Source organism: Streptomyces sp. LUP47B (assembly GCF_001746295.1).
GTDB lineage: Bacteria > Actinomycetota > Actinomycetes > Streptomycetales > Streptomycetaceae > Streptomyces.
Map to the genome: position 1 here is coordinate 61,155 of NZ_MJAH01000015.1, position 25,828 is coordinate 86,982.

At 71.2% G+C, this 25,828-nt stretch carries 19 protein-coding genes; 13 read left to right on the forward strand and 6 right to left on the reverse strand.

Features of this window, described 5'->3' with window-relative positions:
* Positions 1-8 precede the first annotated feature (8 nt).
* The gene (locus BFN33_RS35745; protein ID WP_069764353.1) at positions 9-932 is read left to right on the forward strand and encodes a DMT family transporter; all 924 of its coding nucleotides are present in this window, start codon (positions 9-11) and stop codon (positions 930-932) included.
* Here the strand turns inward: BFN33_RS35745 and BFN33_RS35750 are convergent.
* On the reverse strand, positions 920-3,907 hold the full coding sequence (locus tag BFN33_RS35750; RefSeq protein WP_069764354.1) for a bifunctional [glutamine synthetase] adenylyltransferase/[glutamine synthetase]-adenylyl-L-tyrosine phosphorylase: 2,988 nt from the start codon (positions 3,905-3,907) through the stop codon (positions 920-922). The two genes, BFN33_RS35745 and BFN33_RS35750, sit on opposite strands and share 13 nt — an antisense overlap.
* A 118-nt stretch (positions 3,908-4,025) precedes the next feature.
* Positions 4,026-4,661: a hypothetical protein gene (locus BFN33_RS35755; RefSeq protein WP_069764355.1), complete on the reverse strand. Its 636-nt coding sequence runs from the start codon at positions 4,659-4,661 to the stop codon at positions 4,026-4,028.
* A gap of 321 nt (positions 4,662-4,982) precedes the next feature.
* On the opposite strand from BFN33_RS35755, the gene BFN33_RS35760 reads away from it, so the two are divergent.
* Complete coding sequence (locus BFN33_RS35760) at positions 4,983-5,492, forward strand: pyridoxamine 5'-phosphate oxidase family protein (protein WP_069764356.1); 510 nt, start codon at positions 4,983-4,985, stop codon at positions 5,490-5,492.
* A 40-nt stretch (positions 5,493-5,532) separates the two neighbouring features.
* On the forward strand, positions 5,533-5,967 hold the full coding sequence (locus BFN33_RS35765; protein WP_057611706.1) for a VOC family protein: 435 nt from the start codon (positions 5,533-5,535) through the stop codon (positions 5,965-5,967).
* A gap of 49 nt (positions 5,968-6,016) precedes the next feature.
* Here BFN33_RS35765 and glnA read toward each other — a convergent pair whose 3' ends face one another.
* Entirely contained in the window at positions 6,017-7,378 is a 1,362-nt protein-coding gene (gene glnA / locus BFN33_RS35770; protein ID WP_057611816.1) for a type I glutamate--ammonia ligase, read from the reverse strand.
* A 338-nt stretch (positions 7,379-7,716) separates the two neighbouring features.
* Here glnA and BFN33_RS35775 point away from each other — a divergent pair, with 338 nt between their 5' ends.
* The 3 genes from BFN33_RS35775 (at position 7,717) to BFN33_RS35785 (ending at position 11,102) form a co-directional block, all read left to right on the forward strand.
* On the forward strand, positions 7,717-8,376 hold the full coding sequence (locus BFN33_RS35775) for a DUF3105 domain-containing protein (protein ID WP_069764357.1): 660 nt from the start codon (positions 7,717-7,719) through the stop codon (positions 8,374-8,376).
* Positions 8,377-8,387: 11 nt separating this feature from the next.
* Positions 8,388-8,990: a DUF305 domain-containing protein gene (locus tag BFN33_RS35780; RefSeq protein WP_176742540.1), complete on the forward strand. Its 603-nt coding sequence runs from the start codon at positions 8,388-8,390 to the stop codon at positions 8,988-8,990.
* A 171-nt stretch (positions 8,991-9,161) separates the two neighbouring features.
* A complete protein-coding gene (locus tag BFN33_RS35785) occupies positions 9,162-11,102 on the forward strand; it encodes a protease pro-enzyme activation domain-containing protein (protein WP_069764359.1) in 1,941 nt (646 codons plus the stop codon).
* A 75-nt stretch (positions 11,103-11,177) separates the two neighbouring features.
* Here the strand turns inward: BFN33_RS35785 and BFN33_RS35790 are convergent, their stop codons facing one another.
* A complete protein-coding gene (locus BFN33_RS35790) occupies positions 11,178-11,606 on the reverse strand; it encodes a hypothetical protein (RefSeq protein ID WP_256122943.1) in 429 nt (142 codons plus the stop codon).
* A 102-nt stretch (positions 11,607-11,708) separates the two neighbouring features.
* On the opposite strand from BFN33_RS35790, the gene BFN33_RS35795 reads away from it, so the two are divergent.
* Positions 11,709-13,751, forward strand: a complete 2,043-nt coding sequence (locus BFN33_RS35795; protein ID WP_069764361.1) for an NAD(+) synthase — start codon at positions 11,709-11,711, stop codon at positions 13,749-13,751.
* Positions 13,752-13,835: 84 nt separating this feature from the next.
* Here the strand turns inward: BFN33_RS35795 and panB are convergent, their stop codons facing one another.
* Positions 13,836-14,702, reverse strand: a complete 867-nt coding sequence (panB, locus tag BFN33_RS35800; RefSeq protein ID WP_069764362.1) for a 3-methyl-2-oxobutanoate hydroxymethyltransferase — start codon at positions 14,700-14,702, stop codon at positions 13,836-13,838.
* A gap of 181 nt (positions 14,703-14,883) precedes the next feature.
* On the opposite strand from panB, the gene BFN33_RS35805 reads away from it, so the two are divergent.
* The 6 genes from BFN33_RS35805 (at position 14,884) to BFN33_RS35830 (ending at position 22,024) form a co-directional block, all read left to right on the forward strand.
* Positions 14,884-16,470 (forward strand): MFS transporter, encoded by a 1,587-nt coding sequence (locus tag BFN33_RS35805; protein ID WP_069764363.1) that lies wholly within the window; start codon positions 14,884-14,886, stop codon positions 16,468-16,470.
* Positions 16,471-16,834: 364 nt separating this feature from the next.
* On the forward strand, positions 16,835-17,458 hold the full coding sequence (locus tag BFN33_RS35810; RefSeq protein WP_069764364.1) for a TetR/AcrR family transcriptional regulator: 624 nt from the start codon (positions 16,835-16,837) through the stop codon (positions 17,456-17,458).
* A gap of 224 nt (positions 17,459-17,682) precedes the next feature.
* Positions 17,683-18,732, forward strand: a complete 1,050-nt coding sequence (locus BFN33_RS35815) for an endonuclease/exonuclease/phosphatase family protein (RefSeq protein WP_069764365.1) — start codon at positions 17,683-17,685, stop codon at positions 18,730-18,732.
* Between the two features lie 103 nt (positions 18,733-18,835).
* Positions 18,836-20,056 carry an MFS transporter gene (locus BFN33_RS35820; protein WP_069764366.1) on the forward strand — a complete coding sequence of 407 codons (1,221 nt, stop codon included), beginning with the start codon at positions 18,836-18,838 and terminating at the stop codon, positions 20,054-20,056.
* Positions 20,057-20,186: 130 nt separating this feature from the next.
* Positions 20,187-21,212 (forward strand): ATP-binding cassette domain-containing protein, encoded by a 1,026-nt coding sequence (locus BFN33_RS35825; protein WP_069764367.1) that lies wholly within the window; start codon positions 20,187-20,189, stop codon positions 21,210-21,212.
* Positions 21,209-22,024, forward strand: a complete 816-nt coding sequence (locus BFN33_RS35830; RefSeq protein WP_069764368.1) for an ABC transporter permease — start codon at positions 21,209-21,211, stop codon at positions 22,022-22,024. The genes BFN33_RS35825 and BFN33_RS35830 overlap by 4 nt, the downstream gene beginning before the upstream one ends.
* 19 nt (positions 22,025-22,043) lie before the next feature.
* Here the strand turns inward: BFN33_RS35830 and BFN33_RS35835 are convergent, their stop codons facing one another.
* A complete protein-coding gene (locus tag BFN33_RS35835; protein WP_256122944.1) occupies positions 22,044-25,388 on the reverse strand; it encodes a BTAD domain-containing putative transcriptional regulator in 3,345 nt (1,114 codons plus the stop codon).
* Positions 25,389-25,828: the final 440 nt, after the last annotated feature.

Here is a 25,828-nt window from a genome sequence, read left to right on the forward strand (position 1 = left end):
TGGAGGGCATGTCCCCCGCCTCGACTCTGCGTATGGCCGTCCTCGCCCTCCTCTGGGGATCCGGCTTCCTCTGGATCAAGCTCGCCCTCGACCACGGCCTCTCCCCCGCCCAGATCACGATCGCGCGGTGTGTGCTGGGCACGGCTGTGCTGTTCCTCCTGGCCCGCGCGGCCGGCCAGCGGCTGCCCCGCTCCCGCTCCACCTGGGCTCATCTGGTCGTCGCCGCCCTGTTCTGCAACGCCATCCCCTTCGCCCTGTTCGCGATCGGCGAGCAGAGTGTCGACTCCGGCGTCGCGGGCGTCCTGAACGCGACGACCCCGCTGTGGTCCCTGCTGATCGGCGTCCTGCTCGGCACCGACCGCGGTCTGCGCCCCCTGCGGCTGACCGGCCTGCTCCTCGGCTTCGCAGGCACCGTGCTGATCTTCGCCCCGTGGCACCGCTCGGGTCTGCTGACCTGGGGCGCCCTGGCCCTCCTGGCCGCCGCCGCGAGCTACGCCGTGGCCTTCGCGTACATGGCCCGCAAACTCACCTCGGGGCAGGCCCCGTTGGCGTACTCGGCCGCCCAACTCCTCATGGCGACGGCGTGGACCACGCTGTCGGTGCCGGTGGCCGGCCCGGTAGACACCGACCTCATCGGGCTGGGGGCAGTGACGGCCCTGGGGGTGCTGGGCACGGGGGTGACCTTCTACCTCAACTACCGCCTGATCGCGGACGAGGGCCCGGTCACGGCGGCGACGGTCGGCTACCTGCTGCCGGTCGTGTCGGTAGCTCTTGGCGCGATGGTTCTGGACGAGCGGCTCGATTCGAGGGTGCTGACAGGCATGGCGATCGTACTGATGGGGATCGCGCTGACCCAGCTAGGTGCGCGGGGAACTGCGCGACAAGCCCCCACCTGCCCGCAGCCGAGCAACAAACCCCACTACGCCCCGTAGAACAACTCCTCCACCACACTCCGAGCCCGCCGAGCCGTACGCCGATAGTCGTCCAGCATGTCCCCCACATGCCCCGCCTCATACCCCAAGTACCGCCCCACCGCGGCAAGTTCCCGCGTCTCGGACGGAAACGTGTCCCCGGCCCGCCCCCGCACCAGCATCACCGCGTTCCGCACCCGCGTGGCCAGCACCCACGCCTCGTCGAGCACCTGGGTGTCCTCCGCGGAGATCAGCCCGGCCGCCCGCGCGGCGGAAAGTGCCGCACGGGTGCGAGTCGTCCGCAGCCCCGGCTCACCGGCACCGTGCCGCATCTGCAGGAGCTGGACCGTCCACTCGACGTCGGACAGCCCGCCGGGCCCGAGCTTGGTGTGCAGCTTGGGGTCGGCGCCGCGAGGCATCCGTTCGGACTCCATGCGCGCCTTGAGCCGCCGGATCTCGCGTACGGCGTCGTCGCCGAGGCCCGCCGTCGGGTAACGCAGGGGATCGATCAGTTCGACGAACCGGCGGCCCAACTCCTCGTCCCCGGCGACCGGTTCGGCCCGCAGCAGGGCCTGCGACTCCCAGACCAGCGACCAGCGGCGGTAGTAGGCCGCGTACGACGTCAACGTGCGCACCAGCGGCCCGGACTTGCCCTCCGGGCGCAGGCCGGCGTCGATGAGCAGCGGTGGGTCGGCGCTCGGGATCTGGAGCAGGCGGCGCATCTCGGAGACGACCTTGTTGGCGGCCTCGGAGGCCTCCCGTTCCTCGACGCCCTCGCGCGGCTCGTGGACGAACAGGACGTCCGCGTCGGAGCCGTAGCCGAGCTCGTGACCGCCGAAGCGGCCCATGCCGATGACGGCGAACCGGGTGGGCAGGGTGTCGCCCCAGCCCTGCCGGACGACCGCGCGCAGGGTGCCGGCGAGGGTCGCGGCGGTCAGGTCGGACACGGCGGCGCCGACGCGCTCCACCAGGGCGCCCTGGTCCGGCTCGGCCGGCTGGGTCTCGGTGCCGTAGGAGCCGACGATGTCCGCCGCGGCCGTACGGAAGAGTTCGCGGCGGCGGACGCCACGGGCCGCCGTGACGCCCTGGACGGCGCCGTCAGCGCGGCCGACCGCGGAGAGTATCTCCTGTTCGAGACCGGCCCGTCCGCGCGGAGCGAGGCCGCCGCCGTCGCCGTCCCCGAGGAGGGCGACGGCTTCGGGTGCGCGCATCAGCAGGTCGGGGGCGAGGCGTCCGGCGGACAGGACGCGTGCGAGGTTCTCGGCGGCGGCGCCCTCGTCCCTCAACAGCCGCAGGTACCAAGGGGTTTTTCCCAACGCGTCCGACACCTTGCGGAAGTTGAGCAGTCCGGCGTCCGGGTCGGCGGACTCGGCGAACCAGCCCAGCAGGACCGGCAGGAGCGTGCGCTGGATGGCGGCTTTGCGGCTGACGCCGGAGGCCAGGGCCTCCAGGTGCCGCAGGGCGGAGGCCGGGTCGGCGTACCCGAGCGCGACCAGCCGCTCGCGCGCCGCTCCGGCGCTCAACCTTATTTCGCCGGGGCCGAGTTGGGCCACGGCGTCCAGCAGCGGCCGGTAGAAGAGCTTCTCGTGCAGGCGTCGTACGACGGAGGTGTGCCGCTTCCACTCGCGGTTCAGCTCGGTCACCGGGTCGGCGCGCAGGCCGAGGGAACGGCCGAGGCGGCGCTGGTCGGTCTCGTCCACGGGGACCAGGTGGGTGCGGCGCAGCCGGTAGAGCTGGATGCGGTGCTCCATGGAGCGCAGGAAGCGGTAGGCCTCGTCGAGCTGTGCCGCGTCGGCACGGCCGACGTAGCCGCCGGCGACGAGGGCCTGCAGGGCGTCGAGGGTGGTGCCGCTGCGCAGTGAACGGTCCTCGCGGCCGTGCACCAACTGCAGGAGCTGGACGGCGAATTCGACGTCCCTGAGCCCGCCGGGGCCGAGCTTCAGTTGCCGGTCCAGCTCGGCGACGGGGATGTTCTCCACGACCCGGCGCCGCATCTTCTGCACGTCGGCGACGAAGTTCTCGCGCTCGGCGGCCTTCCAGACCAGGGGTTCGAGGGCGGCGACGTACTCCTCGCCCAGTTCGAGGTCGCCGGCGACCGGGCGGGCCTTGAGGAGGGCCTGGAACTCCCAGGTCTTGGCCCAGCGCTGGTAGTAGGCGAGGTGGCTGGCGAGGGTGCGCACGAGCGGGCCGTTCCTGCCCTCGGGCCGCAGGTTGGCGTCCACGGGCCAGATGGACCCCTCGACGGTGGTCTCGGAGCAGATGCGCATCATGTGCGAGGCGAGCTTGGTGGCGGCGCGCAGGGCCTTGCCCTCGTCGGCCCCGTCGACGGCTTCACCGACGAAGATCACGTCCACGTCGGAGACGTAATTCAGCTCGTGGCCCCCGCACTTGCCCATCGCGATCACCGCGAGCCGGCACAGCGCGGCGTCGTCGGGTGCGGCCGCCCGCGCTATGGCGAGCGCGGCGCGCAGGGTCGCGGTGGCGAGGTCGGCGAGTTCGGCGGCTGTCTCGGCGAGGTCGGTGGTGCCGCACACGTCTCGGGCGGCGATCGACAGCAGACAGCGGCGGTAGGCGACGCGCAGGGCGACGGGGTCGGTGGCCTCGGCGAGCCCGCGTTGGAACTCCTCGACGCCGGGGTGCAGATCGCGCGGCTCGTAGGTGACGAGGGCGTGCCAGTCACCCGGGTGCCGGGCGAGATGCTCGGCGAGCGCGGCGGACGCGCCGAGCACCCCGAGCAGCCGGTCGCGCAACGGCTTCGCCGCTATCACGGTGTCGAGCAGCTCCCGGTCGGGCTGCGCCTCCAGGAGCCGTACGAGACCGTGCAGGGCGAGGTCGGGGTCGGCGGTCGCGCCGAGCGCCTCCAGCAGTACCGGGTCATTGCGTACGCCGCTCAGCTCGCCGCTGTCCAGCAGCCGCTCGGCGGCCGACGGATCGGTGAAACCGTGCCGCAGAAGCCGCGTGAAGGTACTGCTCCTGCGCCCCGGCGCCGCCGTCATCCCCGGCCTCCCGTCCGATCAAGGTCGTATCGATTGAGCGTAACCGGAGAGCCGGGGATGAGCGCCGGGGAGCGGGCGGGTGGATTTCGGGCCGGTCTGCCGGTCCGGGCGGGGCGCGTCAGCGGATCACCATCACCGTGGCGGGCCGGGAGGGGTCCGTCAGGACCTTGTCGCCCGGCAGGTGCCCCTGGGCGGGCTCGGGGTCGGTGGGTGGTAGCTCGGCCGCCGGGGCCGTGTGGCCGGCGATCGGTATCTCGATCGACCGCACGGTGCCGCGGTGCCCGCCGCCGGGCATGGAGACGTACTGGACGTCGAGGCACCGCTCGCGCAGCCGCGCCAGGACCTCCGGGACGGCCGCGCCCGACTCGACCTCCGGTGGGACGACGTACCGGTTCACGGCCGGGTCGACGCCCTCGCACGCGCCGTCGTCCGGCGGGGGCGTGATCTGACCGGGGCGCCTCCCGCGCGGTCCGGACAGGGTGAGGCGGGTGCGTCCCACGGCGCCCGCCTTCGTCGCGTCGACGCGGATCGTGTCGCGGCGCAGCCACCGCAGCGGGTGACCGTCGAGCTCGGCCGGCGCCCAGTCGCCGGTGTCGACGAGGTAGGCGCTCTCGATCGCGACGTCGTCCGGCGGCGGCAGCAGGCGCACCACGTCGCGTGCGGCCCGCTGCCTCGACGGCGACGGCCAGTGCCGCAACACCACGAGCAGCTTGCCCGGGGGCCGGTCGAAGGGGTACGCCCGGCCGCCGGTCACCGCGCGGTCCCCGGCCCGGGTGACCGCCGTACGGGACGTGCCGGCGACCTGGATGCCTCCGCGGGCGCCAGCGTGAACGGCGCTGCGCCCGTCTCGTCCACCGCAGACGCCAGTGTGAACGACCCTCCGCCCGCCCCGTCCAGGCCCCGGGCTACGAGCTCTACGGGGGCCCGCCCGCCGCCGCAGGCAGCCCGTCCGCCTCACCCACCGCCAACGGGACGTGCTGCGCTGTGTGGCCCTCGGCATGAGCGCGGGCAGACTGGGAGTGTCGAGCCGGACCGCCGCGGTGGCCCGGGTGTTCCCCGAGCCGGAGGCTCTGTGATGACCGAGCAGGAACCCGAGACCCATCTCGACCCCCGCTACAGCGACCCCGACGCGACGGCGCACTCCTGGGCCGACGCCGAGTCGCTGCTGGCCGCCGCCGAACTGTTCTGGATCTCGACGGTACGACCGGACGGGCGCCCGCACGTCACGCCGTTGCCGGGCGTGTGGGCGCACGGGGCGCTGCACTTCTGTACCGGCCCCGAGGAGCGCAAGGCGAAGAACCTCGCGCACAACGCGCACGTGTCGCTGACGACCGGCACCAACATCTGGGACAAGGGCTACGACCTGGTGGTGGAGGGCGAGGCGGTGCGGGTGTCCGACGACACCCGTCTGCGGGAGCTGGCCGCCGCGTGGGAGGCGAAGTACGGCGACTTCTGGCGTTTCGAGGTCAGGGAGGGCTACTTCCATCACGGACCGGGACACGCCGTTGTCTATGCGGTGGCGCCGCGCACGGTTTTCGGCTTCGGTAAGGGACAGCCGTTCAGCCAGACGCGGTGGCGCTTCTGAGAACGGCCCTCTGTACTGACGTCGACAAGGGAGTCACGCCATGGACATGAGCCTCGAAGTCATCCTGCTGCCGGTCACGGACGTCGACCGTGCCAAGGAGTTCTACCGCGACAAGGTCGGCTTCCACGTGGATCTGGACGGCGAGGTGATGGAGGGCGTCCGCATCTGCCAGCTGACCCCGCCCGGCTCCGGCTGTTCCATCGCCCTGGTGGACGGCCTCCAGGTCCCGACGGGAGCCCCGCAGCCCGGGACGTACCACGGCATGCAACTGTGTGTGACGGACGCGAAGGCGGCGTACGAGGAACTCACCTCCCGCGGTCTGGACGTGAGCGAACCGGTCCAGTTCGCCCCACAGGACGGCGCCACCTTCATGTACTTCAAGGACCCGGACGGCAACGGCTGGGCCATCCAGGAGTACAAGCGTCGCGAGACGGAGCCGCTGCACCAGGTACTGGCCCAGCAGGCGGCGCAGTAGCAACGCCGGAGGGGGCGCGGTCCTCCGCGCCCCCTCCGGCAGGAAATCCCTACAGCACCGGCAGGTTCTTCCGCAGCTCGAAGGCCGTGACCTCGCTGCGGTACTCCTCCCACTCCTGCCGCTTGTTGCGCAGGAAGAAGTCGAAGACGTGCTCGCCCAGGGTCTCGGCCACCAGGTCGCTGCGCTCCATCAGGGTGAGGGCCTCGCCCAGGTTCTGGGGCAGGGGCTCGATGCCCATGGCGCGGCGCTCGGAGTTGGAGAGGGCCCAGACGTCGTCCTCGGCGCCCGGCGGGAGCTCGTAGCCCTCCTCGACGCCCTTGAGGCCGGCGGCCAGGAGCAGGGCGTACGCCAGGTACGGGTTGGCGCCGGAGTCGATGGAGCGGACCTCGATACGGGCCGAGCCGGTCTTGCCGGGCTTGTACATCGGGACCCGGACCAGGGCGGAGCGGTTGTTGTGGCCCCAGCAGATGTAGGAGGGGGCCTCGCCGCCGGCGCCCGCGGTGCGCTCGGAGCCGCCCCAGATGCGCTTGTACGAGTTCACCCACTGGTTGGTGACCGCCGCGATCTCCGCCGCGTGCTTGAGCAGGCCCGCGATGAAGGAGCGGCCGACCTTGGAGAGCTGGTACTCCGCGCCCGACTCGTAGAACGCGTTGCGGTCGCCCTCGAAGAGGGAGAGGTGCGTGTGCATGCCGCTACCGGGGTGCTCGGAGAACGGCTTCGGCATGAAGGTCGCCTGGACGCCCTGCTCCAGCGCCACCTGCTTCATGACCAGGCGGAACGTCATGATGTTGTCCGCCGTGGAGAGGGCGTCGGCGTAGCGGAGGTCGATCTCCTGCTGGCCGGGGGCGCCCTCGTGGTGGGAGAACTCGACCGAGATGCCCATCGACTCCAGCATGGTGATCGCCTGGCGGCGGAAGTCCATGCCGATGTTCTGGGGGGTGTGGTCGAAGTAGCCGGAGTTGTCGGCCGGGGTGGGGCGTGAGCCGTCCAGCGGGCGGTCCTTCAGCAGGAAGAACTCGATCTCCGGGTGGGTGTAGAACGTGAAGCCCAGGTCGGAGGTGCGGGCCAGGGCGCGCTTCAGTACGTACCTGGGGTCCGCGAAGGACGGGGAGCCGTCCGGCATGAGGATGTCGCAGAACATCCGGGCCGTACCGGGGGCCTCGGCCCGCCACGGCAGGACCTGGAAGGTCGACGGGTCCGGCTTGGCGATCATGTCGGACTCGTATACGCGGGCGAAGCCCTCGATCGCGGAGCCGTCGAAACCGATTCCCTCGTCGAAGGCCTGCTCCAGCTCCGCCGGGGCCACGGCCACGGACTTGAGGAAGCCCAGCACATCCGTGAACCACAGACGTACGAACCGGATGTCGCGTTCCTCCAAGGTCCGGAGCACGAACTCCTGCTGCTTGTCCATCTTCCGCTTCCCCATCCTTGCTGGTCAGGCCGCCTGTCTCCGTGTCCCGCAGGAGGCGGTCGGGCACCTGAGCATCACACCACAGCAGCATTTCGTGCGCGTTGCCGACCTTGATCGTCCCGGCGACCCGGGAATGAACGCCTCACGTGCGGCGGATGTACTGCTCTGCCGCCCATCTTGCCTGCTCGGACCGTCATACGTAATGCCCGGCCCTTCCCGTCTCACCCCGCGCCCGGGTTTCCTGTGGGCTCCCTGCGAGAAGTCACCCCCGCCCCACTACGATCAGCAGACCGATCGTCACCATCCGACCGCCCTTTCCCCCCAGAAGGACACACCTCATGGGTTCCGCCAAGAAGAGCACCGCCTCGGCACGCAAGGCGCGTATAGAGGAGATGCGGCGCGCCGAACAGGCCAGAGAGCGCCGCAACCGGATCCTCACGATCGCCGCGAGCGTGGTCGTCGTCGCCGGTCTGGTCGTCGGCGGCATCGTGCTGGTGCAGTCACAGTCCGACGACAGCACGGCGGCCGACGGCAAGGGGAAGGGGCACTTCGTCACGGGCTCGGACGGTGTGAAGACCTGGAAGGGCACGCTGGGCCGCAACCATGTCGCCAAGACGGTGGCCTACCCGATGGAGCCGCCGGTCGGCGGTGACCACAACCAGGTCTGGATGAACTGCAACGGCGACGTCTACACCAAGGCGCTCAACAACATGAACGCCGTGCACTCGCTGGAGCACGGCGCGGTCTGGGTGACGTACACCGACAAGGCCAAGAAGTCCGACGTCGAGGCGCTCGCGGCGAAGGTGAAGAAGACCCCGTACACGCTGATGAGTCCCGACGACAAGCAGAAGGACCCGATCATGCTGTCGGCGTGGGGCCACCAGCGGACGGTGACGGGGGCGAACGACCCGAACGTCGGCAAGTTCTTCGAGAAGTTCGTGCAGGGCGAGCAGACGCCCGAGCCGGGCGCGGCGTGCACGAACGGTCTGTCGCAGTGAGGTTCGCGGGGGTGGCCGTGGCCGTGGCGGGCGTGCTCGTCGCGGCCGGTGCGATCACCTACGCGGTGGCCGAGGACGGCGGCTCGGCCGACACCCCGTCCGCCGGGTCCGCGGACGCCGGTTTCGCGCGTGACATGGCCGTGCACCACCAGCAGGCCGTCGAGATGTCGTACATCGTGCGCGACCACACCAAGGACGTCGAGGTGCGGCGGCTCGCCTACGACATCGCGCAGACGCAGGCCAACCAGCGCGGCATGCTGCTGGGCTGGCTGGATCTGTGGGCGCTGCCGAAGGTGTCGGCGGACCCGCCGATGACGTGGATGGGCATGGGTGACATGCCGTCGGCGGGCGAGGGTTCGCTGATGCCGGGCATGGCGACCGACAGCGAGATGAAGAAGCTGGGCACGCTGAACGGCAAGCAGGCCGAGATCTTCTATCTGCAGTTGATGACGGACCATCACAAGGGCGGCATCCACATGGCCAAAGGCTGTGTCGAGAGGTGCACGGTCGGTGTGGAGAAGCGACTCGCGCAGGGGATGGTCGACGCGCAGCAGTCGGAGATCGACCTGATGGCGGGCATGTTGAAGGAGCGCGGCGCGAAAGCGCGTTCCTAGAGGGTCACTGAGGGTTATCCCTCGGTCTTCGAAGCGTTTTAATCCTCAAATGGCTTTGTCATTAGGTTAATTGGGCTCTTCTTGGGATTCGCATTCCCCTGACATGAACCGTTCATCGAAAGAGTGACGACGGTCGAGTGATCACTCGCGACGAACCGCACAGGGGGTTCCATGAGATCCAATCGCGCCAAGGTGCGCGCCGGAGTGAGCATGGCGGCGACACTGCCGATGCTCGCGGGCGCGCTGGCGCTCGGCATACCCGCGGCACACGCCGCGGACAGCCCGAACCGGGACACGCTGGCCGGGACCAAGCCCGCGTGGGCCACGGCCAAGGCCGACAAGGGCGCCACCGCCGACAGTTCCAAGGTCGCCGCCCGGGTCTACCTCGCCGGCAAGGACGCCACCGGGCTCGCCGCCTACGCCAAGGCCGTGGCCGACCCGAGCTCGGCGTCGTACGGCAAGTACCTGAGCGCCCGGCAGGCGAAGCAGCGTTTCGGCGCCACCGCCGCCCAGGTCTCGGCGGTCAAGTCCTGGCTGACGTCCGCCGGACTGAAGGTCACGGACGTGACCGAGCACTACGTCGCCGTCAGCGGTGACGTGGCCGCCGTCGAGAAGGCCTTCGGGACCCAGCTGCACAACTACAGCAAGGGCTCGAAGACCTACCACGCCCCGGCCAAGGCCGCCTCCGCGCCGGCCGCCCTCGACGGTGCCGTCCTGACCGTCACGGGCCTGGACAACGCGCCGCACAAGGCGAGCAGCAAGGAACAACTGCCGCCGCCGGACGCCGTGTTCAAGAACGCCGGGCCGTTCTCCTCGTACTACGGCTCGAACACCGCGAGCACGCTGCCCTCGGCCTACGGCTCGAAGATCCCGTACGCGATCAAGGGCTACACGGGCAAGCAGCTGCGCGCCGCCTACGGCGCGGGCACGTACACCGGTAAGGGAGTGCGCGTCGCCATCACGGACGCCTACGCCTCCCCGACCATCGCCTTCGACGCGGCCACGTACGCGAAGAAGAACGGCGACGCGGCCTACGCCAGCAGCCAGCTGAAGCAGGTCCTGCCGAAGAACTACACGAAGACCGAGGAGTGCGGGGCGTCCGGCTGGTACGGCGAGGAGACCCTCGACGTCGAGGCCGTGCACGCGGTCGCGCCGGACGCGAACATCACGTACGTGGGTGCCGCGTCCTGCTACGACGACGATCTGCTCGACTCGCTCAGCAAGGTCGTCGACAACCACCTGGCCGACCTCGTCTCCAACTCGTGGGGCGACATCGAGGCCAACCAGACGCCGGATCTCGCGGCCGCCTACGACCAGGTCTTCCAGTTCGGCGCGGTCGAGGGCATCGGCTTCTACTTCTCCTCCGGTGACAACGGCGACGAGGTCGCCAACACCGGTACGAAGCAGGTCGACACCCCGGCCAACTCGGCGTGGGTGACGGCGGTCGGCGGTACCTCCCTCGCTGTCGGCAAGGGCGACAAGTACCTGTGGGAGACCGGCTGGGGCACCGAGAAGGCCCTGCTGTCCGCGGACGGCAAGAGCTGGACCAACTTCCCCGGCGCGTTCACCTCCGGTGCGGGCGGCGGCACCAGCAAGACGGTCGCCGAGCCCTTCTACCAGAAGGGTGTCGTCCCGAACGCGCTCGCCACGGCCAACAACGCCGCGGGCAACCGTGTCGTCCCGGACATCTCCGCGATCGCCGACCCCAACACCGGTTTCCTGGTGGGGCAGACGCAGACCTTCCCCGACGGCTCGCAGCAGTACAGCGAGTACCGCATCGGCGGCACGTCGCTGGCCTCGCCGGTGATCGCGGCCGTGCAGGCGCTCGCCCAGCAGGCGCGGGGCGGCAAGGCGATCGGGTTCGCGAACCCGTCGATCTACGCGAAGTACGGCTCGAAGGCCTTCCACGACGTCACGGACAACCCCACGGGGTCCGGACTCGCGGTGGCCCGCACCGACTTCGTCAACGGCTCCGACGCCAGCGGTGGTCTGGTCGTCTCGGTCCGCAGCCTCGGCAAGGACAGCTCGCTGTCCGCGGTCAAGGGATACGACGACGTCACCGGCGTGGGTACGCCCGCGAACGGTTACGTGCAGTCGTTCGGCCGGCACTGATCCGGACGCGCGTCCACAGGGGTCCGGTCCCGAAGGTGAGAACCTCCGGGGCCGGGCCCTCGCGCGTGTCCGGCCCTAGCTCCCCGGCATGCGGCGCGCTGGCCTGCGGCGGCCGGCCATCGCGTGGATCACGCAACCCGCCACCAGTACGAGCGCCCCGGCGACGAGGAACGGAACGGGCGTGTACTCGTCGGTGCAGGCCTGCCCGCCCGGCACCGCGTGGCACACCTCCCCCGGACCGCCCCGGTTCAGGTACGCCAGGTAGAACAGCGGCAGGGCCACTCCCGAGACGCCGCCCACGACAGCGCGTCCGGGCCCGGTGCGGAGAAGGAACACCGCGGCCACAGCGGCGAGTACGACGAAGACCACGCCCACCGTCAGGATCGCCGCGAGGCCGACGCCGGCGCACGCTCCCACCAGGAGCCAGGCCAGGAACCAGCCCCATCCGGCCGCACGGCCCGGGCCGTCATCTCGCGCGCTGCTCATACCACTTATGCCGCTCATGCCGCTCATTGAAGGCAAGGTCACGACAATCCGGCAAGGGGCGGGGCACGACCCCCTCCCCTATCGCGTCGCTCTGACGATTACACTGATCGCGTGTCTGCCTTGAACTTCTGGTCGATCTATCAGCACGGGTTCGCACGCGTCGCCGCGTGCACGGGTCACACCGTCATCGCGGACCCGCCCGCCAACGCCGAGGCGGTTCTGCGTCACGCGCGCCGGTGCGGCGACGAGGGGGTCGCCGTCGCCGTCTTCCCGGAGATGGGGCTGTGCGGCTACTCCATCGAGGACCTGCTGCTGCAGGACGCGCTGCTCGACGAGGTCGAGGCGGCGCTCGCTCAGGTGGTGGCCGGGTCGGCCGACCTGCTCCCGGTGCTGGTCGTCGGCGCTCCGCTGCGCCACCGCAACCGGGTCTACAACTGCGCGGTGATCGTGCACCGCGGCCGGGTCCTCGGTGTCGTACCGAAGTCGTACCCGCCCAACTACCGGGAGTTCTACGAGCGTCGGCAGATCGGTGACGGCGCCGACGAGCGCGGCGGGTCGATCCGGGTCGGCGGCGAGAGCGTGCCGTTCGGCGTGGACCTGCTGTTCGCCGCCGAGGACGTGTCCGGGCTCGTGCTGCACGCGGAGATCTGCGAGGACATGTGGGTGCCGGTGCCGCCCAGCGCGGAGGCGGCCCTCGCCGGTGCGACCGTCCTGGTCAACCTCTCCGGCAGCCCGATCACCGTCGGGCGGGCCGAGGACCGCAAGCTGCTGTGCCGCTCGGCGTCCTCCCGCTGCCTCGCCGCCTATGTGTACGCGGCGGCCGGTCTCGGCGAGTCGACCACCGACCTGTCCTGGGACGGCCAGGCCATGGTCTACGAGAACGGCGTGCTGCTGGCCGAGACGACCCGGTTCCCGCTCGGCGACGAGTACGCGGTGGCCGACGTGGACCTGGACCTGCTGCGGCAGGAGCGGATGCGGATGGGCACGTTCGACGAGAACCGGCGTACCCATCGGGAGCGGACCGGTGACTTCCGGACGGTGTCGTTCGAGCTCGACCCGCCGTCGGGCGACCTGGGCCTCAGGCGCCGCCTGGAACGCTTCCCGTTCGTGCCGGCCGACGCCGACCGGCTCGCCCAGGACTGCTACGAGGCCTACAACATCCAGGTCGCGGGCCTCCAGCAGCGGCTCGCGGCGATCGGCGGCCCGAAGGTCGTCATCGGGGTGTCCGGCGGCCTCGACTCCACGCACGCGCTGATCGTCGCTGCTCGCGCGATGGACCGCGCGGGCCGCCCGCGCAGCGACATCCTGGCCTGGACGCTGCCCGGTTTCGCCACCAGCGACCACACCAAGGGCAACGCCCACAGGCTGATGCGGGCCCTCGGTGTCACCGCGGCCGAGCTGGACATCACGCCGACCGCACGGCTGATGCTCCAGGAGATGGGCCACCCCTTCGCCTCCGGCGAGCCGGTCTACGACGTCACCTTCGAGAACGTCCAGGCGGGCCTGCGCACCGACTACCTGTTCCGGCTGGCCAACCAGCGCGGTGGCATCGTGCTCGGCACCGGCGACCTGTCCGAGCTGGCGCTCGGCTGGTCCACGTACGGCGTGGGCGACCAGATGAGCCACTACAACGTCAACTCCGGTGTGCCGAAGACGCTGATACAGCATCTGATCCGCTGGGTCATCAGCAGCGAGCAGTTCGACGAGGAGACCGGCGACATCCTCGCCGCGATCCTCGACACCGAGATCAGCCCGGAGCTCGTACCGGGCGAGGAGATGCAGTCCACCGAGTCCAGGATCGGCCCGTACGCACTGCACGACTTCACGCTCTTCCATGTGCTTCGCTACGGCTTCCGGCCGTCGAAGATCGCCTTCCTCGCCTGGCACGCCTGGCACGACGTCGATGCCGGTGCCTGGCCTCCCGGCTTCCCCGAGGCCAAGCGCGGGGCGTACGACCTGCCCGAGATCCGGCGGTGGCTGGAGGTGTTCTGCAAGCGCTTCTTCGCGTTCGCGCAGTTCAAGCGGTCGGCGATGCCCAACGGGCCGAAGGTCTCGGCCGGCGGTTCGCTGTCGCCCCGCGGTGACTGGCGGGCCCCGTCGGACAGTTCGGCGAGGGCCTGGCTGCGCGATCTGGAGCGGTTCGACCAGGCCGGGTCCAGGTAGTCCTCCTGAACGGAGGGCGCCCCGCCGACGGGGGAAGATCGGCGGGGCGCGTGGTGCCACTGTGGCTCTGACGGGCCTTCGGCCCTAGTGGACGGAGTGCTCCTCCAGCGGGAACGTGCCGCCGACGACATCTACCGCGAAGGCCTTCACGGCGTTGCCCATGACCTCGCGCAGGTTGGCGTACTGCTTCACGAACTTCGGCACGCGGCCGCCGGTGAGTCCCAGCATGTCGGTCCAGACGAGGACCTGTGCGTCGGTCTCGGGGCCCGCGCCGATACCGACGGTCGGGATGTGCAGGACCCGGGTGACCTCGGCCGCGAGCTCCGCCGGGACCAGCTCCAGGACGACGGCGAACGCGCCCGCGTCCTGGACGGCCTTGGCGTCGCGCAGCAGCTGCTGGGCCGCCTCCTCGCCGCGGCCCTGGACGCGGTAGCCCATGGAGTTGACGGACTGGGGGGTCAGGCCGATGTGGGCCATGACCGGGATGCCGGACTCCACCAGGAGCCGGATCTGCTCGTGGGAGCGCTCGCCGCCCTCGAGCTTCACGGCGCCGACGCCCGCGTCCTTGACCAGCCGGGTCGCCGAGCGCAGCGCCTGCACCGGGCCCTCCTGGTACGAACCGAAGGGCAGGTCGCCGACGATCAGGGCGCGCGAGGTGCCCCGTACGACGGCTGCCGACAGCATGGTCATCTCGTCCATCGTGACGGGCACGGTGGTCTCGTATCCGAGATGGCAGTTGCCCGCCGAGTCACCGACGAGCATGACCGGGATGCCGGCCTCGTCGAAGACGGACGCGGTCGCCGCGTCGTAGGCGGTGAGCATGGGCCACTTCTCGCCGCGCTCCTTGGCGAGGGCGATGTCCCGAACAGTGATGCGGCGGGTGCCCTTCCCCCCGTACAGCGCCTTGCTGCCGTCGGAGGGCTTGGTGTGGGCAGCCGAAAGCTGCGTCATTGCAACGGCTCCTTACGTCATCTCGAGGCGCCCTCACGGCGTCCCCGGATCACCCCCATGGTGGCACCTCGTGCCAGTCAGGGCCAGAGGGAGTGGATGTGACCGTTCAGGCACGTAAGGTCTCGGTAAAGACTTACGATACGAGACGGTCCCGTATCGTAATGGCGCTAAGCTCGTCGGCATGACTACCGCAGTCCCTGACTCCCGGGTACCGGAAGCGGTGCACCGGCGCCGCTGGGCGATCCTCGGCGTGCTGATGCTGAGCCTGTTGATCGTGGTGCTCGACAACTCGATCCTGAACGTCGCGATCAAGACGATCTCGACTCCCGCGCCGACCGGCCTGGGCGCCACCCAGAGTGAGCTGGAGTGGGCGATCAACGCCTACACCCTGGTCTTCGCGGGCCTCCTGTTCACCGCGGGCCTGCTCGGCGACCGGCTCGGCCGCAAGAAGGTGCTGCTGGGCGGTCTGGTCGTGTTCGGCGCCGGCTCCGCCCTCGCCGCCTTCTCCGGATCGCCGGTCCAGCTGATCACCTTCCGCGCGCTGATGGGCCTCGGCGCGGCGTTCGTCATGCCGGCCACGCTCGCCGTCCTGATGAACGTCTTCGAGCGCGACGAGCAGCCCAAGGCCATCGGCATCTGGGCGGGTGGCGTCGGACTCGCCATCGCCATCGGGCCGATCACCGGCGGTGTGCTCCTCGACCACTTCTGGTGGGGCTCCGTCTTCCTCATCAACGTGCCGATCGTGGTGCTCGCCCTCGGGCTGATGCTGTGGCTGGTGCCCGACTCCCGTGACCCGAATCCCGGGCGGATCGATCCCGTCGGTGTCGTGCTGTCGGTCATCGGCCTGGTCCTGCTCGTCTACGGCATCATCAAGGGCGGTCAGCTCGCCGACTTCACGGACGCGACCGTGCTGGCGACCATCGGCGCCGGTCTCGCCGTACTCGTCGCCTTCGTGGTGTTCGAGAAGCGCAGCGACCATCCGTCGATCGATGTCACCTACTTCAAGAACAAGGTCTTCTCGGCCGCGATCGGCGCCATAGGGCTGGTGTTCTTCGCGCTGATGGGCGTGACGTTCTTCTCGGTCTTCTACACCCAGAGCGTGCGCGGCTACTCGCCGCTGCAGACCGGTCTGCTGATGCTGCCGCTGGCCGCCGCGCAGCTGATCTTCGCGCCGCGCGCCCGGCTGGTCGTCGACCGCTTCGGCAACCGGGCGACGACCACGGGGGGCATGCTGCTGATCGCCGCGATGCTGGTCGCGTTCGCCACGCTGGAGGCGGACACGCCGATCTGGCTCCTCGAGGTGATCTTCTTCCTCATGGGCACCGGCATGGCGCACATCATGACGCCGACCAGCGTCGTCATCATGCAGGCGCTGCCGCGCGAGAAGGCCGGCTCCGCGTCCGCGCTCAGCAACACCTTCCGGCAGGTCGGCGGCGCGCTCGGCATCGCCGTCCTCGGCTCGGTGCTCTCCACGGCCTACCGCAACGGCATCGAGCCCCATCTCGGGGCGGTTCCGGCAGGCGTACGGCACACCGCGGGCGAGTCCATCGAGGCCACCCTCGGCGTCGCCACGAAGCTCGGCCCCCGGGGCGACGCCCTGGTCGGCCCGGCCAACGACGCCTTCCTGCACGCGATGCACGTCACCGCGCTGTGCGGAGCGGGCGTGGCCCTGGTCGGCGCCGTCGTGGTGGCCCTGTTCCTGCCGGGCCGGCCGGCGGAGCCTCAGCAGGGACAGGAGGAACAGGAGTTGGTACCGGCGAGCGAGTGACCCCGGCCGGGGCGGAGGCGGGACGGTGGCGTCCGGGCCGGGTGACCGGGCCGGGCGGAAGCCGGACGGCAGCCACAGGACAGGGCGCCCCGACCGGACGGAAGCAGGAAGCCGGCAGCAGCCGGACGCGGCGGCACGGACGGAACACCCCCAGGGGCCCGCGCGGCCCCAGGAAGTCGACCGGCCGGGCAGGTGCGCGGCAGGGATACGGGGCCGCCGGCCCAACGCGTCGGGGCCGGGAAACGAGGAGGTCACCGGCGCGGGCTCGGACCGGTGACGTCCTGGACAACGGCCGAACCCCGCCCCGCCGCGCCGCCGTAGGGCAGGGAGAATCATCCTCATCCCACAGAGAGGACCCAGCGACGTGAGCGGCCTCGCCGAGAGTCAGCGCAGGCAGACGGGGCCCGTACGGGGCCGACCCCGCAGTGAGGCCGTGGAGCGGTCCATCGTCGAGGCCGTCATCAAGCTGCTCGAGGACGGCGTGCCGCTCGCCGAACTGTCGATCGAGCGCATCGCCCGTACCGCGGGCGTCGGCAAGGCCACCATCTACCGCCGCTGGAACGGCAAGGAAGAGCTCTTCGTCGACGTCGTGCGCACCGCCGAGCCCCCGGACGCGGAACTGCCCGGCACCTCGATGCGCGACGATCTCGTGGCGCTGCTCGAACAGTTGCGCCAGCGCGGGCTGATGGCCCGTTCCTCGGCGCTGCTGCACAGTGTCTTCGCCCAGATGAAGAGCAGCCCGAAGCTGTGGGACGCCTACCACACGATCGTCATCGCGCCCCGGCGGCGCAAGCAGGTCGCCATCCTGCGCCGGGGGCAGGCCAACGGCGAACTCCGCACGGACATCGACGTCGAGCTGGTCAACGACCTGTTCATCGGCCCCATGCTCTTCCGCACCATCATGCAGCCCAACGCCGCGCTGCCGGAGGGCCTCTCGGAACAGATCGTCGACACCGTCCTCGAAGGCCTACGCCCCGTCAGTTCCTAGAGCCTGTCCAGGCCCCTGCGGCCCGCGTGTGCGCGTTTCGTCACAGAGGGCGCTTTCACCGCCGGGACTTGGAACTCGGGAAGGCGACTTGTACGTCATCGCCCCCGTACGGTCGTCATGGGACGACGAGACGGAGGCCGATCATCCCCTAGGGTCGTACGGGGTGTCTGAGACCCCACGGCAACGGGGCGAACGGCGTGCACGGCAGGTAGTGAGGCGACGGTATGGCGCAGCAGGCATACGTGACGGAAACGGCGGAAGGCGGCTCGGGACCCGAGCGCCGGAGAGTCCGGTTCCGGCGCCTGCTCGAACGGCTGGTCTCCGGCTGGCGCGGTGACCGGGGCATCTGGCGCCGCGGTGCCGTCCTGGCCGCCCTCGCGGTGCTCATCGCCCTGGTGATGCTGCTGCACGCGCAGATCCCCAACGCCATCGGCAACCTCGGCAGTCTCATCGAGACCTTCCTGCCCTGGCTGGGCGTGTTCGTCCCGGTGCTGCTGCTGCTCGGTCTCCTCCGCAAATCCGCGACCGCCCTGATCGCGGTGCTGCTCCCGGCGGCCGTGTGGCTGAACCTCTTCGGCGGGCTGATCTCCGACAAGTCCGCCACCGGCGGCGACCTCACGGTGGCCACCCACAACGTCAACGCCGACAATCCCGACCCGTCCGGCACCGCCCGGGCCGTGGCTGCCTCCGGTGCGGACGTGGTCGCCCTGGAGGAGCTGACGACCTCGGCGGTGCCGGTGTACGAGAAGGCGCTGGCGTCGACGTACAAGCACCACGCAGTCGAGGGCACCGTGGGGCTGTGGAGCAAGTACCCGCTGACCGGTGTGAAGGCCGTCGACATCAAGCTGGGCTGGACCCGGGCCATGCGGGCCACGGTGGCCGCCCCGGACGGGCCGGTCGCCGTCTACGTCGCCCACCTGCCGTCCGTGCGGGTGAAGATGGAGGCCGGGTTCACCGCCCGGCAGCGCGACAAGAGCGCCGACGCGCTGGGCGAGGCCATCGCCGACGAGAAGCTCCCCCGCAAGATCCTGCTCGGCGACCTCAACGGCACGATGAACGACCGCGCGCTCAACGCCGTCACCTCGCAGATGCGGTCCACGCAGGGCGCGGCGGGCAGCGGCTTCGGGTTCAGCTGGCCGGCGTCGTTCCCGATGGCGCGGATCGACCAGATCATGGTGCAGGGCGTGGAGCCGGTGAGCTCGTGGACGCTGCCCGAGACCGGCAGCGACCATCTGCCGGTGGCGGCTCGGGTGAACCTCGCCACCTCGTCGTAACCCGCCGGAAGCCCCTTGGAATACCGGGCCCGGGAGTATTTGTTCCGTACTTGAACATACACTGGTACGGAACTCCGCTCTCCCCTGAAAGGCTCGGCTCTTCATGCCCTTGGCCCTGCTCGCACTGGCCGTCGGCGCTTTCGGTCTCGGCACCACCGAATTCGTGATGATGGGCCTGCTGCCCGACGTCGCCGACGACCTCGGCATCTCGATCCCCACGGCCGGTCATCTGGTCTCCGCGTACGCGCTGGGCGTGGTGATCGGCGCCCCGCTGCTCGCCGCGGTCACCGCCCGGATGTCCCGCCGTACGGTCCTCATCGGCCTGATGGGTCTGTTCGTGGCCGGCAACGCGCTCTCCGCCCTCGCCCCCGGCGAACACTGGCTGCTCGCGGCCCGCTTCCTGAGCGGTCTGCCGCACGGTGCCTTCTTCGGGGTGGGCGCGGTCGTCGCCACCGGCATGGTGGCGCCGGAGCGCAAGGCGCGTTCGGTGTCCCTGATGTTCCTCGGCCTGACCCTCGCCAACATCGCGGGCGTGCCCGTCGCCACGCTCATGGGCCAGCACCTGGGCTGGCGGGCGACGTTCCTCGGCGTCAGCGCGATCGGCCTGGCGGCGATAGCCTCCCTGGCCCTCCTCATCCCGCACGACCACGCGCACGCCCCCGCGATGGGCCTGCGCCGCGAACTGGTCGCACTGAAGTCGGTCCCCGTCTGGCTGGCGCTCGGCACGACGGTCGCGGGCTTCGGCGCGCTGTTCTCCGCGTACAGCTACATCACGCCGATGCTCACGGACTCCGCCGGCTACGCCGACTCCAGCGTGACGCTGCTGCTCGCGCTGTTCGGCGTGGGCGCGACGGCGGGCAACCTGGTCGGCGGACGGCTCGCCGACCACTCGCTGCGTGGCACCCTCTTCGGCGGTCTGACCTCGCTGGTCGTGGTCCTGGCCCTGTTCCCGGTGCTGATGTCGACGCAGTGGAGCGCGGCGGTGGCGGTCGTGCTGCTGGGCACGGCGGCCTTCGTGACCGGCTCCCCGCTCCAGCTGATGGTCATGGAGAAGGCCTCGGCGGCCCCCTCCCTTGCCTCCTCCGCCAACCAGGCCGCCTTCAACCTGGCCAACGCCGGCGGCGCCTGGATCGGCGGCCTCGCCCTGGCCGCGGGCCTCGGCGTGACGTCCCCGGCCCTGACGGGGGCGGCCCTGGCCGTGCTGGGCCTCGGCGTCGCCGCGGTGGCCGCGGTCGTGGACCGGCGGCGCGTGGACGCGTCGCCCGCACGGAAGCGTGTGGTCGCGACCCATCTGCCGGAGCAGGCGGAAGCCGTACGGTACTGAGCGGTCGTACGACGAGAAGGGGCGCCCGGTGAACGCCGGGCGCCCCCCTTTTTTGTTCTGTCGGCGACCTGTAGGCCCGTGTAGGCGGCCTGTCGGTGGTTTGTCGGTGGGGGCTGGCACTGTCCTCGGTATGACGCGAATCGACAAGAACCCCCAGAGCGGGGACTCCGCCGTTTCCGTGCGGGGGCTGGTCAAGCACTACGGCGAGACCAAGGCGCTGGACGGCGTCGACCTGGACGTGCGCGAGGGCACCGTGATGGGTGTGCTCGGGCCGAACGGCGCCGGCAAGACCACCCTCGTGCGCATTCTGTCCACCCTCCTGGCCCCGGACGCCGGACAGGCCACCGTCGCCGGGTACGACGCCGTGCGGCAGCCCCGTCAGCTGCGGCGGGTCATCGGGCTCACCGGGCAGTACGCCTCGGTGGACGAGAAGCTGCCGGGCTGGGAGAACCTCTACATGATCGGGCGGCTGCTCGACCTGCCCCGCAAGGAGGCCCGCACCCGGGCCGACGAGCTGCTGGAGCGCTTCTCGCTCACGGACGCGGCGAAGCGGCCGGCGAGCACCTACTCCGGCGGTATGCGGCGCCGGCTCGACCTCGCCGCCTCGATGATCGGCCGGCCCCAGGTGCTCTTCCTGGACGAGCCGACCACCGGTCTCGACCCGCGCACCCGCAACGAGGTGTGGGACGAGGTCAAGCGGATGGTCGGGGACGGGGTCACCGTCCTGCTGACCACCCAGTACATGGAGGAGGCCGAGCAGCTCGCCTCCGAGCTGACCGTGGTGGACCACGGCAAGGTCATCGCCGCCGGCGCCATCGAGGAGCTCAAGGCGAAGGTCGGCGGCCGCTCGCTGCGGGTACGGCCCGTCGATCCGCTGCAGCTGCAGCCGCTCGCCGGGTGGATCGACGAGCTCGGCATCACCGGGCTCGCCACCAGCACCGTGGACACCGAGAGTGGCACCGTCATCGTCCCGATCCTCAGCGACGAGCAGCTGACCGCCGTGGTCGGCGCGGTCACCGCGCGTGGCATCACCCTCTCCTCCATCAGCACCGAACTGCCCAGCCTGGACGAGGTGTTCCTGTCCCTCACCGGCCACCGCGCCAGTGCCCCGCAGGACACCGTTCCCACCGACACCCGCGAGGAGGTCGCCGTATGAGCGCCGCAACCGCCACCACGATCGACGCCGACGCCCGGATCCCCCTGCGCGGGCATCTCCGGCACACCGGCGCCCTCGTCCGCCGCAACCTGCTGTGGATCCGGCAGGACCCGGAGTCGATGTTCGACGCCATCCTGATGCCGGTCGTCTTCACCCTGCTGTTCGTCTACGTCTTCGGCGGCTCGATCGGGCAGGCCCTGGGCGGCGGGCAGGACGGATACGTCCAGTACGTCATCCCGGGCATGATCGCGATGATGAGCATGACCCTGTCCCAGGGCGTGGGCACCGGCTTCAGCCAGGACTTCAACTCCGGTGTCATGGACCGCTTCCGGTCCCTGCCGATTGGGCGCGGCTCGGTGCTGTTCGCGAAGATCTCCGTGGAACTGCTGCGGATGCTGTTCGCGACCACCGTGCTGATGATCGTCGCCGTCCTGGTCGGCTTCGACATCAACCACTGGGCCGGGCTGTTCGCGGCGGTCGGTCTGTCCGCCGTGTTCGCCTCCTCGATCATGTGGGTGTTCCTCACCCTGGGCGTGATCCTGAAGAACGCGCAGTCCGTGCAGGCGATGGGCTTCCTGGTGCTGTTCCCGCTCCAGTTCGGCTCCTCGATCTTCGCACCGACGAACTCCATGCCGGGCTGGCTCCAGCACTTCACCGACTACAACCCGCTGTCCACGCTCGCCGACGCGGCCCGCGGGCTGATGGTGGGCGGCCCGGTCGCCCACGACCTGTGGGTGACGCTCGGCTGGTCGGCGGCGATCACGGCGGTGGCGGCACCGTACGCGATCCACAAGTTCCGTACGAAGAACTGAAGTTCGGCGTCGGTGCGCGTCACACCAGGGCGGCGGCCTCCTCCGGGGAGAGGTCGTCGCCCTCGGCGTACGCCGACTCGTAGGCCGCGTCACCGAGCACCGCGCGCAGCTTCCGCTCGGCGTCGCCCCGCACGGTGCGCTCGACGGACGTCGGGAAGTGGCTGGGCGGCAGCAGGGCGTCCCCGGCCCTGAGGCAGCGGGCCCCGTCGCGGGCGCGGGCGCCGCCGTCGGCCCCGGCGAGGGCGAGGGCGGCGGTGTGCAGGTACATGGTGCGCATGTGCGGGGCGATGGTCAGGGCCAGCGGGTCCCCGGACTTCTCCAGCGCCCGGCGGGTCAGCGTCAGGCACTCCTCGTAGCAGCCGTCGACCGCTTCCAGCCAGGCCTCCGAGCCGAGGATGAAGGCGTCGAAGATGACGAAGTGGGCGATGCCGAACTGCTGCCGCAGCAGCCGTAGTTGCTCGCGCGCCTCGGGAATGCGGCCGGTCAGGCCGAGCCGGCCGGCGAGGAACATCCGGGAGGCGGGCATCGCCTCGTTGCGGGCGCCGTCCTGGTCCGCGATCACCTCACGCAGCAGCAGTTCGCCGCGCTCGGCCTCCCCCGCCTCCAGCAGCACGCTGCCCAGCCGGGCGTTGAGCACGGACTTCTGGGCGCGGGCACCGAGTTGTTCGGCCCGCTCGATCGCGCTCTCGTAGTCGTCGGCGGCCGCACGCCACTCGCCCTTGCGCTCATGGGCCTCGGCACGTGCGGAGAGCGCCTCGGCGGTGCCCCACAGATCGCCGAGCCGCTCGTAGATCTCCAGCGCCTCCTCGGCGTCCTGGATGGCGTCGCCGGCCCAGTCGGAGCGGTTGGCGAGCAGGTTGGCCCGCCACTGGAGGGCCGCGGCGAGCTCCCAGTCGTAGCCCGGGGTGGCCCGGCAGGTGTCGACGGTCGCCTGGATGACCTTGCGCAGCCGCTCCATGTCCCCGGTGAGCATGATGGCGAAGAACCACAGGGAGCCCGGCATCCGGCAGGTCTGCGCCATGCCGGGCTCGTAGGTGGCGGCGATGGACCGCAGCTTCGCCTGCGCGTGCTGGTTCTGCCAGGCGTCCAACTCGGTGTCCATACAGGCGAGATGGACGAGGTGCGCGCCGCGCCGGGCCTCTTCCAGAACCTCGCCGGTCCACGGCGGCGGGGTGTCCGTGCAGCGCTCCCACACCGGCGCGGCAGGGCGGACCGGCTCGGTGAAGGGGTCGGCGCCGAGGCCCTGGACCTCGCGGGACCAGTTGCGGGCCTCGATGCGCAGGTCGCGCATCTGCCAGTACCAGGCCAGCGACAGCACCAGGCACAGCCCCTCCTGCTCGTCGCGGTCGGCGACGGCCCGGCGCAGGGCGGTGCGGAGGTTCTCGTACTCGCGCTCCAGGCGCTCGATGGCGGCGAGTTGGCGCGGGCCGCGCAGCAACGGGTCGGTGGTGCGCGCGAGTTCGCGGTAGTACGCCAGATGCGCGCGCTCCGCCTCGGCGCGCGAGCCGTCGGTCTCGTCGAGGCGCTCGCCGGCGTATTCGGCGACGGTCTCAAGCAGCCGGTAGCGCATCTCGCCGTCCCCCGAAGGAGCGGCCACCACAAGGGACTTGTCGACGAGCGAGCCGAGCGCGTCCAGCGCGGCGGGCCCGCACACGGCCTCGGCGGCGGCCAGATCACAGCCGCCGGCGAACACCGACAGCCGCCGCAGGACGTCCCGTTCCTCGCCGTCGAGCAGGTCCCACGACCAGTCGACGACGGCCCGCAGGGTCTGCTGGCGGGGCAGCACGGTACGACTGCCGGAGGTCAGCAGCCGGAAGCGGTCGTCGAGCCGGTCGGCGATCTGACGTGGCGTCAGCATCCTTAGCCGGGCGGCGGCGAGCTCGATACCGAGGGGCAGCCCGTCGAGCCGCCGGCAGATCTCCGCACAGGCCTCCGCGGTCCCCTCGTCGCCGTCGACCCGGAATCCGGGCCGGGCCGCGGCCCCCCGGTCGGCGAGCAGCCGCAGCGCGACCGGCTCGGGCAGGGGCTCCACGGGCCGCAGCAACTCCCCCGGCACTCCCAGCGGTTCGCGGCTGGTGGCCAGGACGGTCAGCCCGGGGCAGCGCTCCAGGAGCGTCTCCGCCAGACGGGCGGCCGCGTCGACCACGTGCTCGCAGTTGTCGAGGATCAGCAGCATGCTGCGCCGGCCGCAGTGCTCGGCGAGCCGCTCGACGGGGTCGTCCAGCCGCTCGCTCCCTGCGGCTCGCATCGCCTCGGCACCGGCGCCGTACAGCACGGTCTCGCGAGCACCGACGGCGGTGAGCACGGCCTCGGGCACGGCGTCCGGGTCGTCGACCGGCGCGAGTTCGGCCAGCCACACCCCGTCCCGCACCACGTCCCCCACGGCCTCGGCGGCCTCCTGCGAAAGCCGCGTCTTCCCGGCCCCGCCGGGCCCGAGCAGCGTGACGAGCCGCGCGGCCGCGAGGTCCTGACGGATGGCATCGATGTCGGCTTCCCGGCCGACGAAGGAGGTGAGACGGGCACGGAGGTTGCCGGAGGGAGCTGAGGCCGGACGAGCGGATGCGCGATCGCCCGCTGCGCCGGACCCGGTCTCCCGACGGCCGCCCCGTCCGTCCTGGCCGCCCCGTCCGTCCGCGGCGGACGGCTCCGGTCGCAGCAACTCACCGTGCAGTGCCCGCAGTTCGGCTCCCGGGTCCGCTCCCAGCCGGTCCGCGAGCAGCTGTCGTACGGACTCGTACGCGGCCAGTGCCTCCGCCGTGCGGCCCGTGTCGCGCAGGGCGCGCAGTCGCAGGGACTGGAGGGGTTCGTCGAGGGGGTGGGTGTCGCAGAGGGCGGTCAGTTCGGGGAGGGACTGGTCGGCGTGGCCGAGGGCGAGCGCGGCGGCGTGGCGGGCGCGCAGTGCGTCCAGACGGCGGGCCTCCGCGCGTGCCGCCTCGGCCGTACGGTCGGGCAGATCGGCCAGGGCCGGACCCCGCCACAGAGCGAGGGCGTCGTCCAGGACGACGGCCGCCTTCGCGGGGTCGCCGTCGGTCAGCGCCCGCATGCCGTCACTGGCGAGCCGCTCGAAACGGTGCAGGTCGATGTCGTCCGGCCCCGCCGTCAGCCGGTAGCCGCCCTCCACCGAGGCGACCGCGTCCGCCCCGACCGCGCGCCTGAGCCGCCCGACCAGAGCCTGCAGCGCACCGGTGGCGTCGGCCGGCGGGTCGTCACCCCACACCTCGTCCACGAGCAGGCTCACGGGGACGGTACGGCCCGGCCGCAGAGCGAGAACGGTCAGCAGCGCGCGCAGCCGCGTGCCGCCGACCGGGACGGACGTACCGTCGGGACGGAGTGCCTGGGTGGTGCCGAGGATGCGATAGCGCACGGGTCCATTGTCTCCGGTGTGGTCGGGGCCGGTCACGGGGTTCCGCTCACGGGGTGTTGACGGGCCGTACGCCCTCGGACGGTGGGACCAGGTCCCGGCAGTCGCGGTGAGCGCGGCGGCCCGGACCCCCACCACCGCGGGCTCACGCCCTGCTCAGCCCCGCCCGCTCGCCGGCCGACAGGCCCTCGGTCTGCCTTGACGGGGTGACGTGCCGGTCGCCCCCGGACGGACGCGCCGGACCCGGGCAGCCTCCGAGAGCACGGCCCGGTCCCCCACCCCCACGGACTCACACCCTGCCCAGCCCCGCCAGCTCGCCGGCCGGCAGGCCCTCGGTCTCCCTTGGCAGCATGACGGGCCGGTCGCCTCCGGACAGACGCGCCGGACCCCGACAGCCGCCGAGAGCACGGCTCAGACCCCCACTCCCACGGACTCACGCCCCG

Coding starts and splice junctions, on each gene's coding strand:
- BFN33_RS35745 (WP_069764353.1), top strand. CDS start 9: ATGTCCCCCGCCTCGACTCTGCGTATGGCCGTCCTCGCCCTCCTCTGG.
- BFN33_RS35750 (WP_069764354.1), bottom strand. CDS start 3,907: ATGACGGCGGCGCCGGGGCGCAGGAGCAGTACCTTCACGCGGCTTCTG.
- BFN33_RS35760 (WP_069764356.1), top strand. CDS start 4,983: ATGACCGAGCAGGAACCCGAGACCCATCTCGACCCCCGCTACAGCGAC.
- BFN33_RS35765 (WP_057611706.1), top strand. CDS start 5,533: ATGGACATGAGCCTCGAAGTCATCCTGCTGCCGGTCACGGACGTCGAC.
- glnA (WP_057611816.1), bottom strand. CDS start 7,378: ATGGACAAGCAGCAGGAGTTCGTGCTCCGGACCTTGGAGGAACGCGAC.
- BFN33_RS35775 (WP_069764357.1), top strand. CDS start 7,717: ATGGGTTCCGCCAAGAAGAGCACCGCCTCGGCACGCAAGGCGCGTATA.
- BFN33_RS35785 (WP_069764359.1), top strand. CDS start 9,162: ATGAGATCCAATCGCGCCAAGGTGCGCGCCGGAGTGAGCATGGCGGCG.
- BFN33_RS35790 (WP_256122943.1), bottom strand. CDS start 11,606: ATGAGCGGCATAAGTGGTATGAGCAGCGCGCGAGATGACGGCCCGGGC.
- panB (WP_069764362.1), bottom strand. CDS start 14,702: ATGACGCAGCTTTCGGCTGCCCACACCAAGCCCTCCGACGGCAGCAAG.
- BFN33_RS35805 (WP_069764363.1), top strand. CDS start 14,884: ATGACTACCGCAGTCCCTGACTCCCGGGTACCGGAAGCGGTGCACCGG.
- BFN33_RS35815 (WP_069764365.1), top strand. CDS start 17,683: ATGGCGCAGCAGGCATACGTGACGGAAACGGCGGAAGGCGGCTCGGGA.
- BFN33_RS35820 (WP_069764366.1), top strand. CDS start 18,836: ATGCCCTTGGCCCTGCTCGCACTGGCCGTCGGCGCTTTCGGTCTCGGC.
- BFN33_RS35825 (WP_069764367.1), top strand. CDS start 20,187: ATGACGCGAATCGACAAGAACCCCCAGAGCGGGGACTCCGCCGTTTCC.
- BFN33_RS35830 (WP_069764368.1), top strand. CDS start 21,209: ATGAGCGCCGCAACCGCCACCACGATCGACGCCGACGCCCGGATCCCC.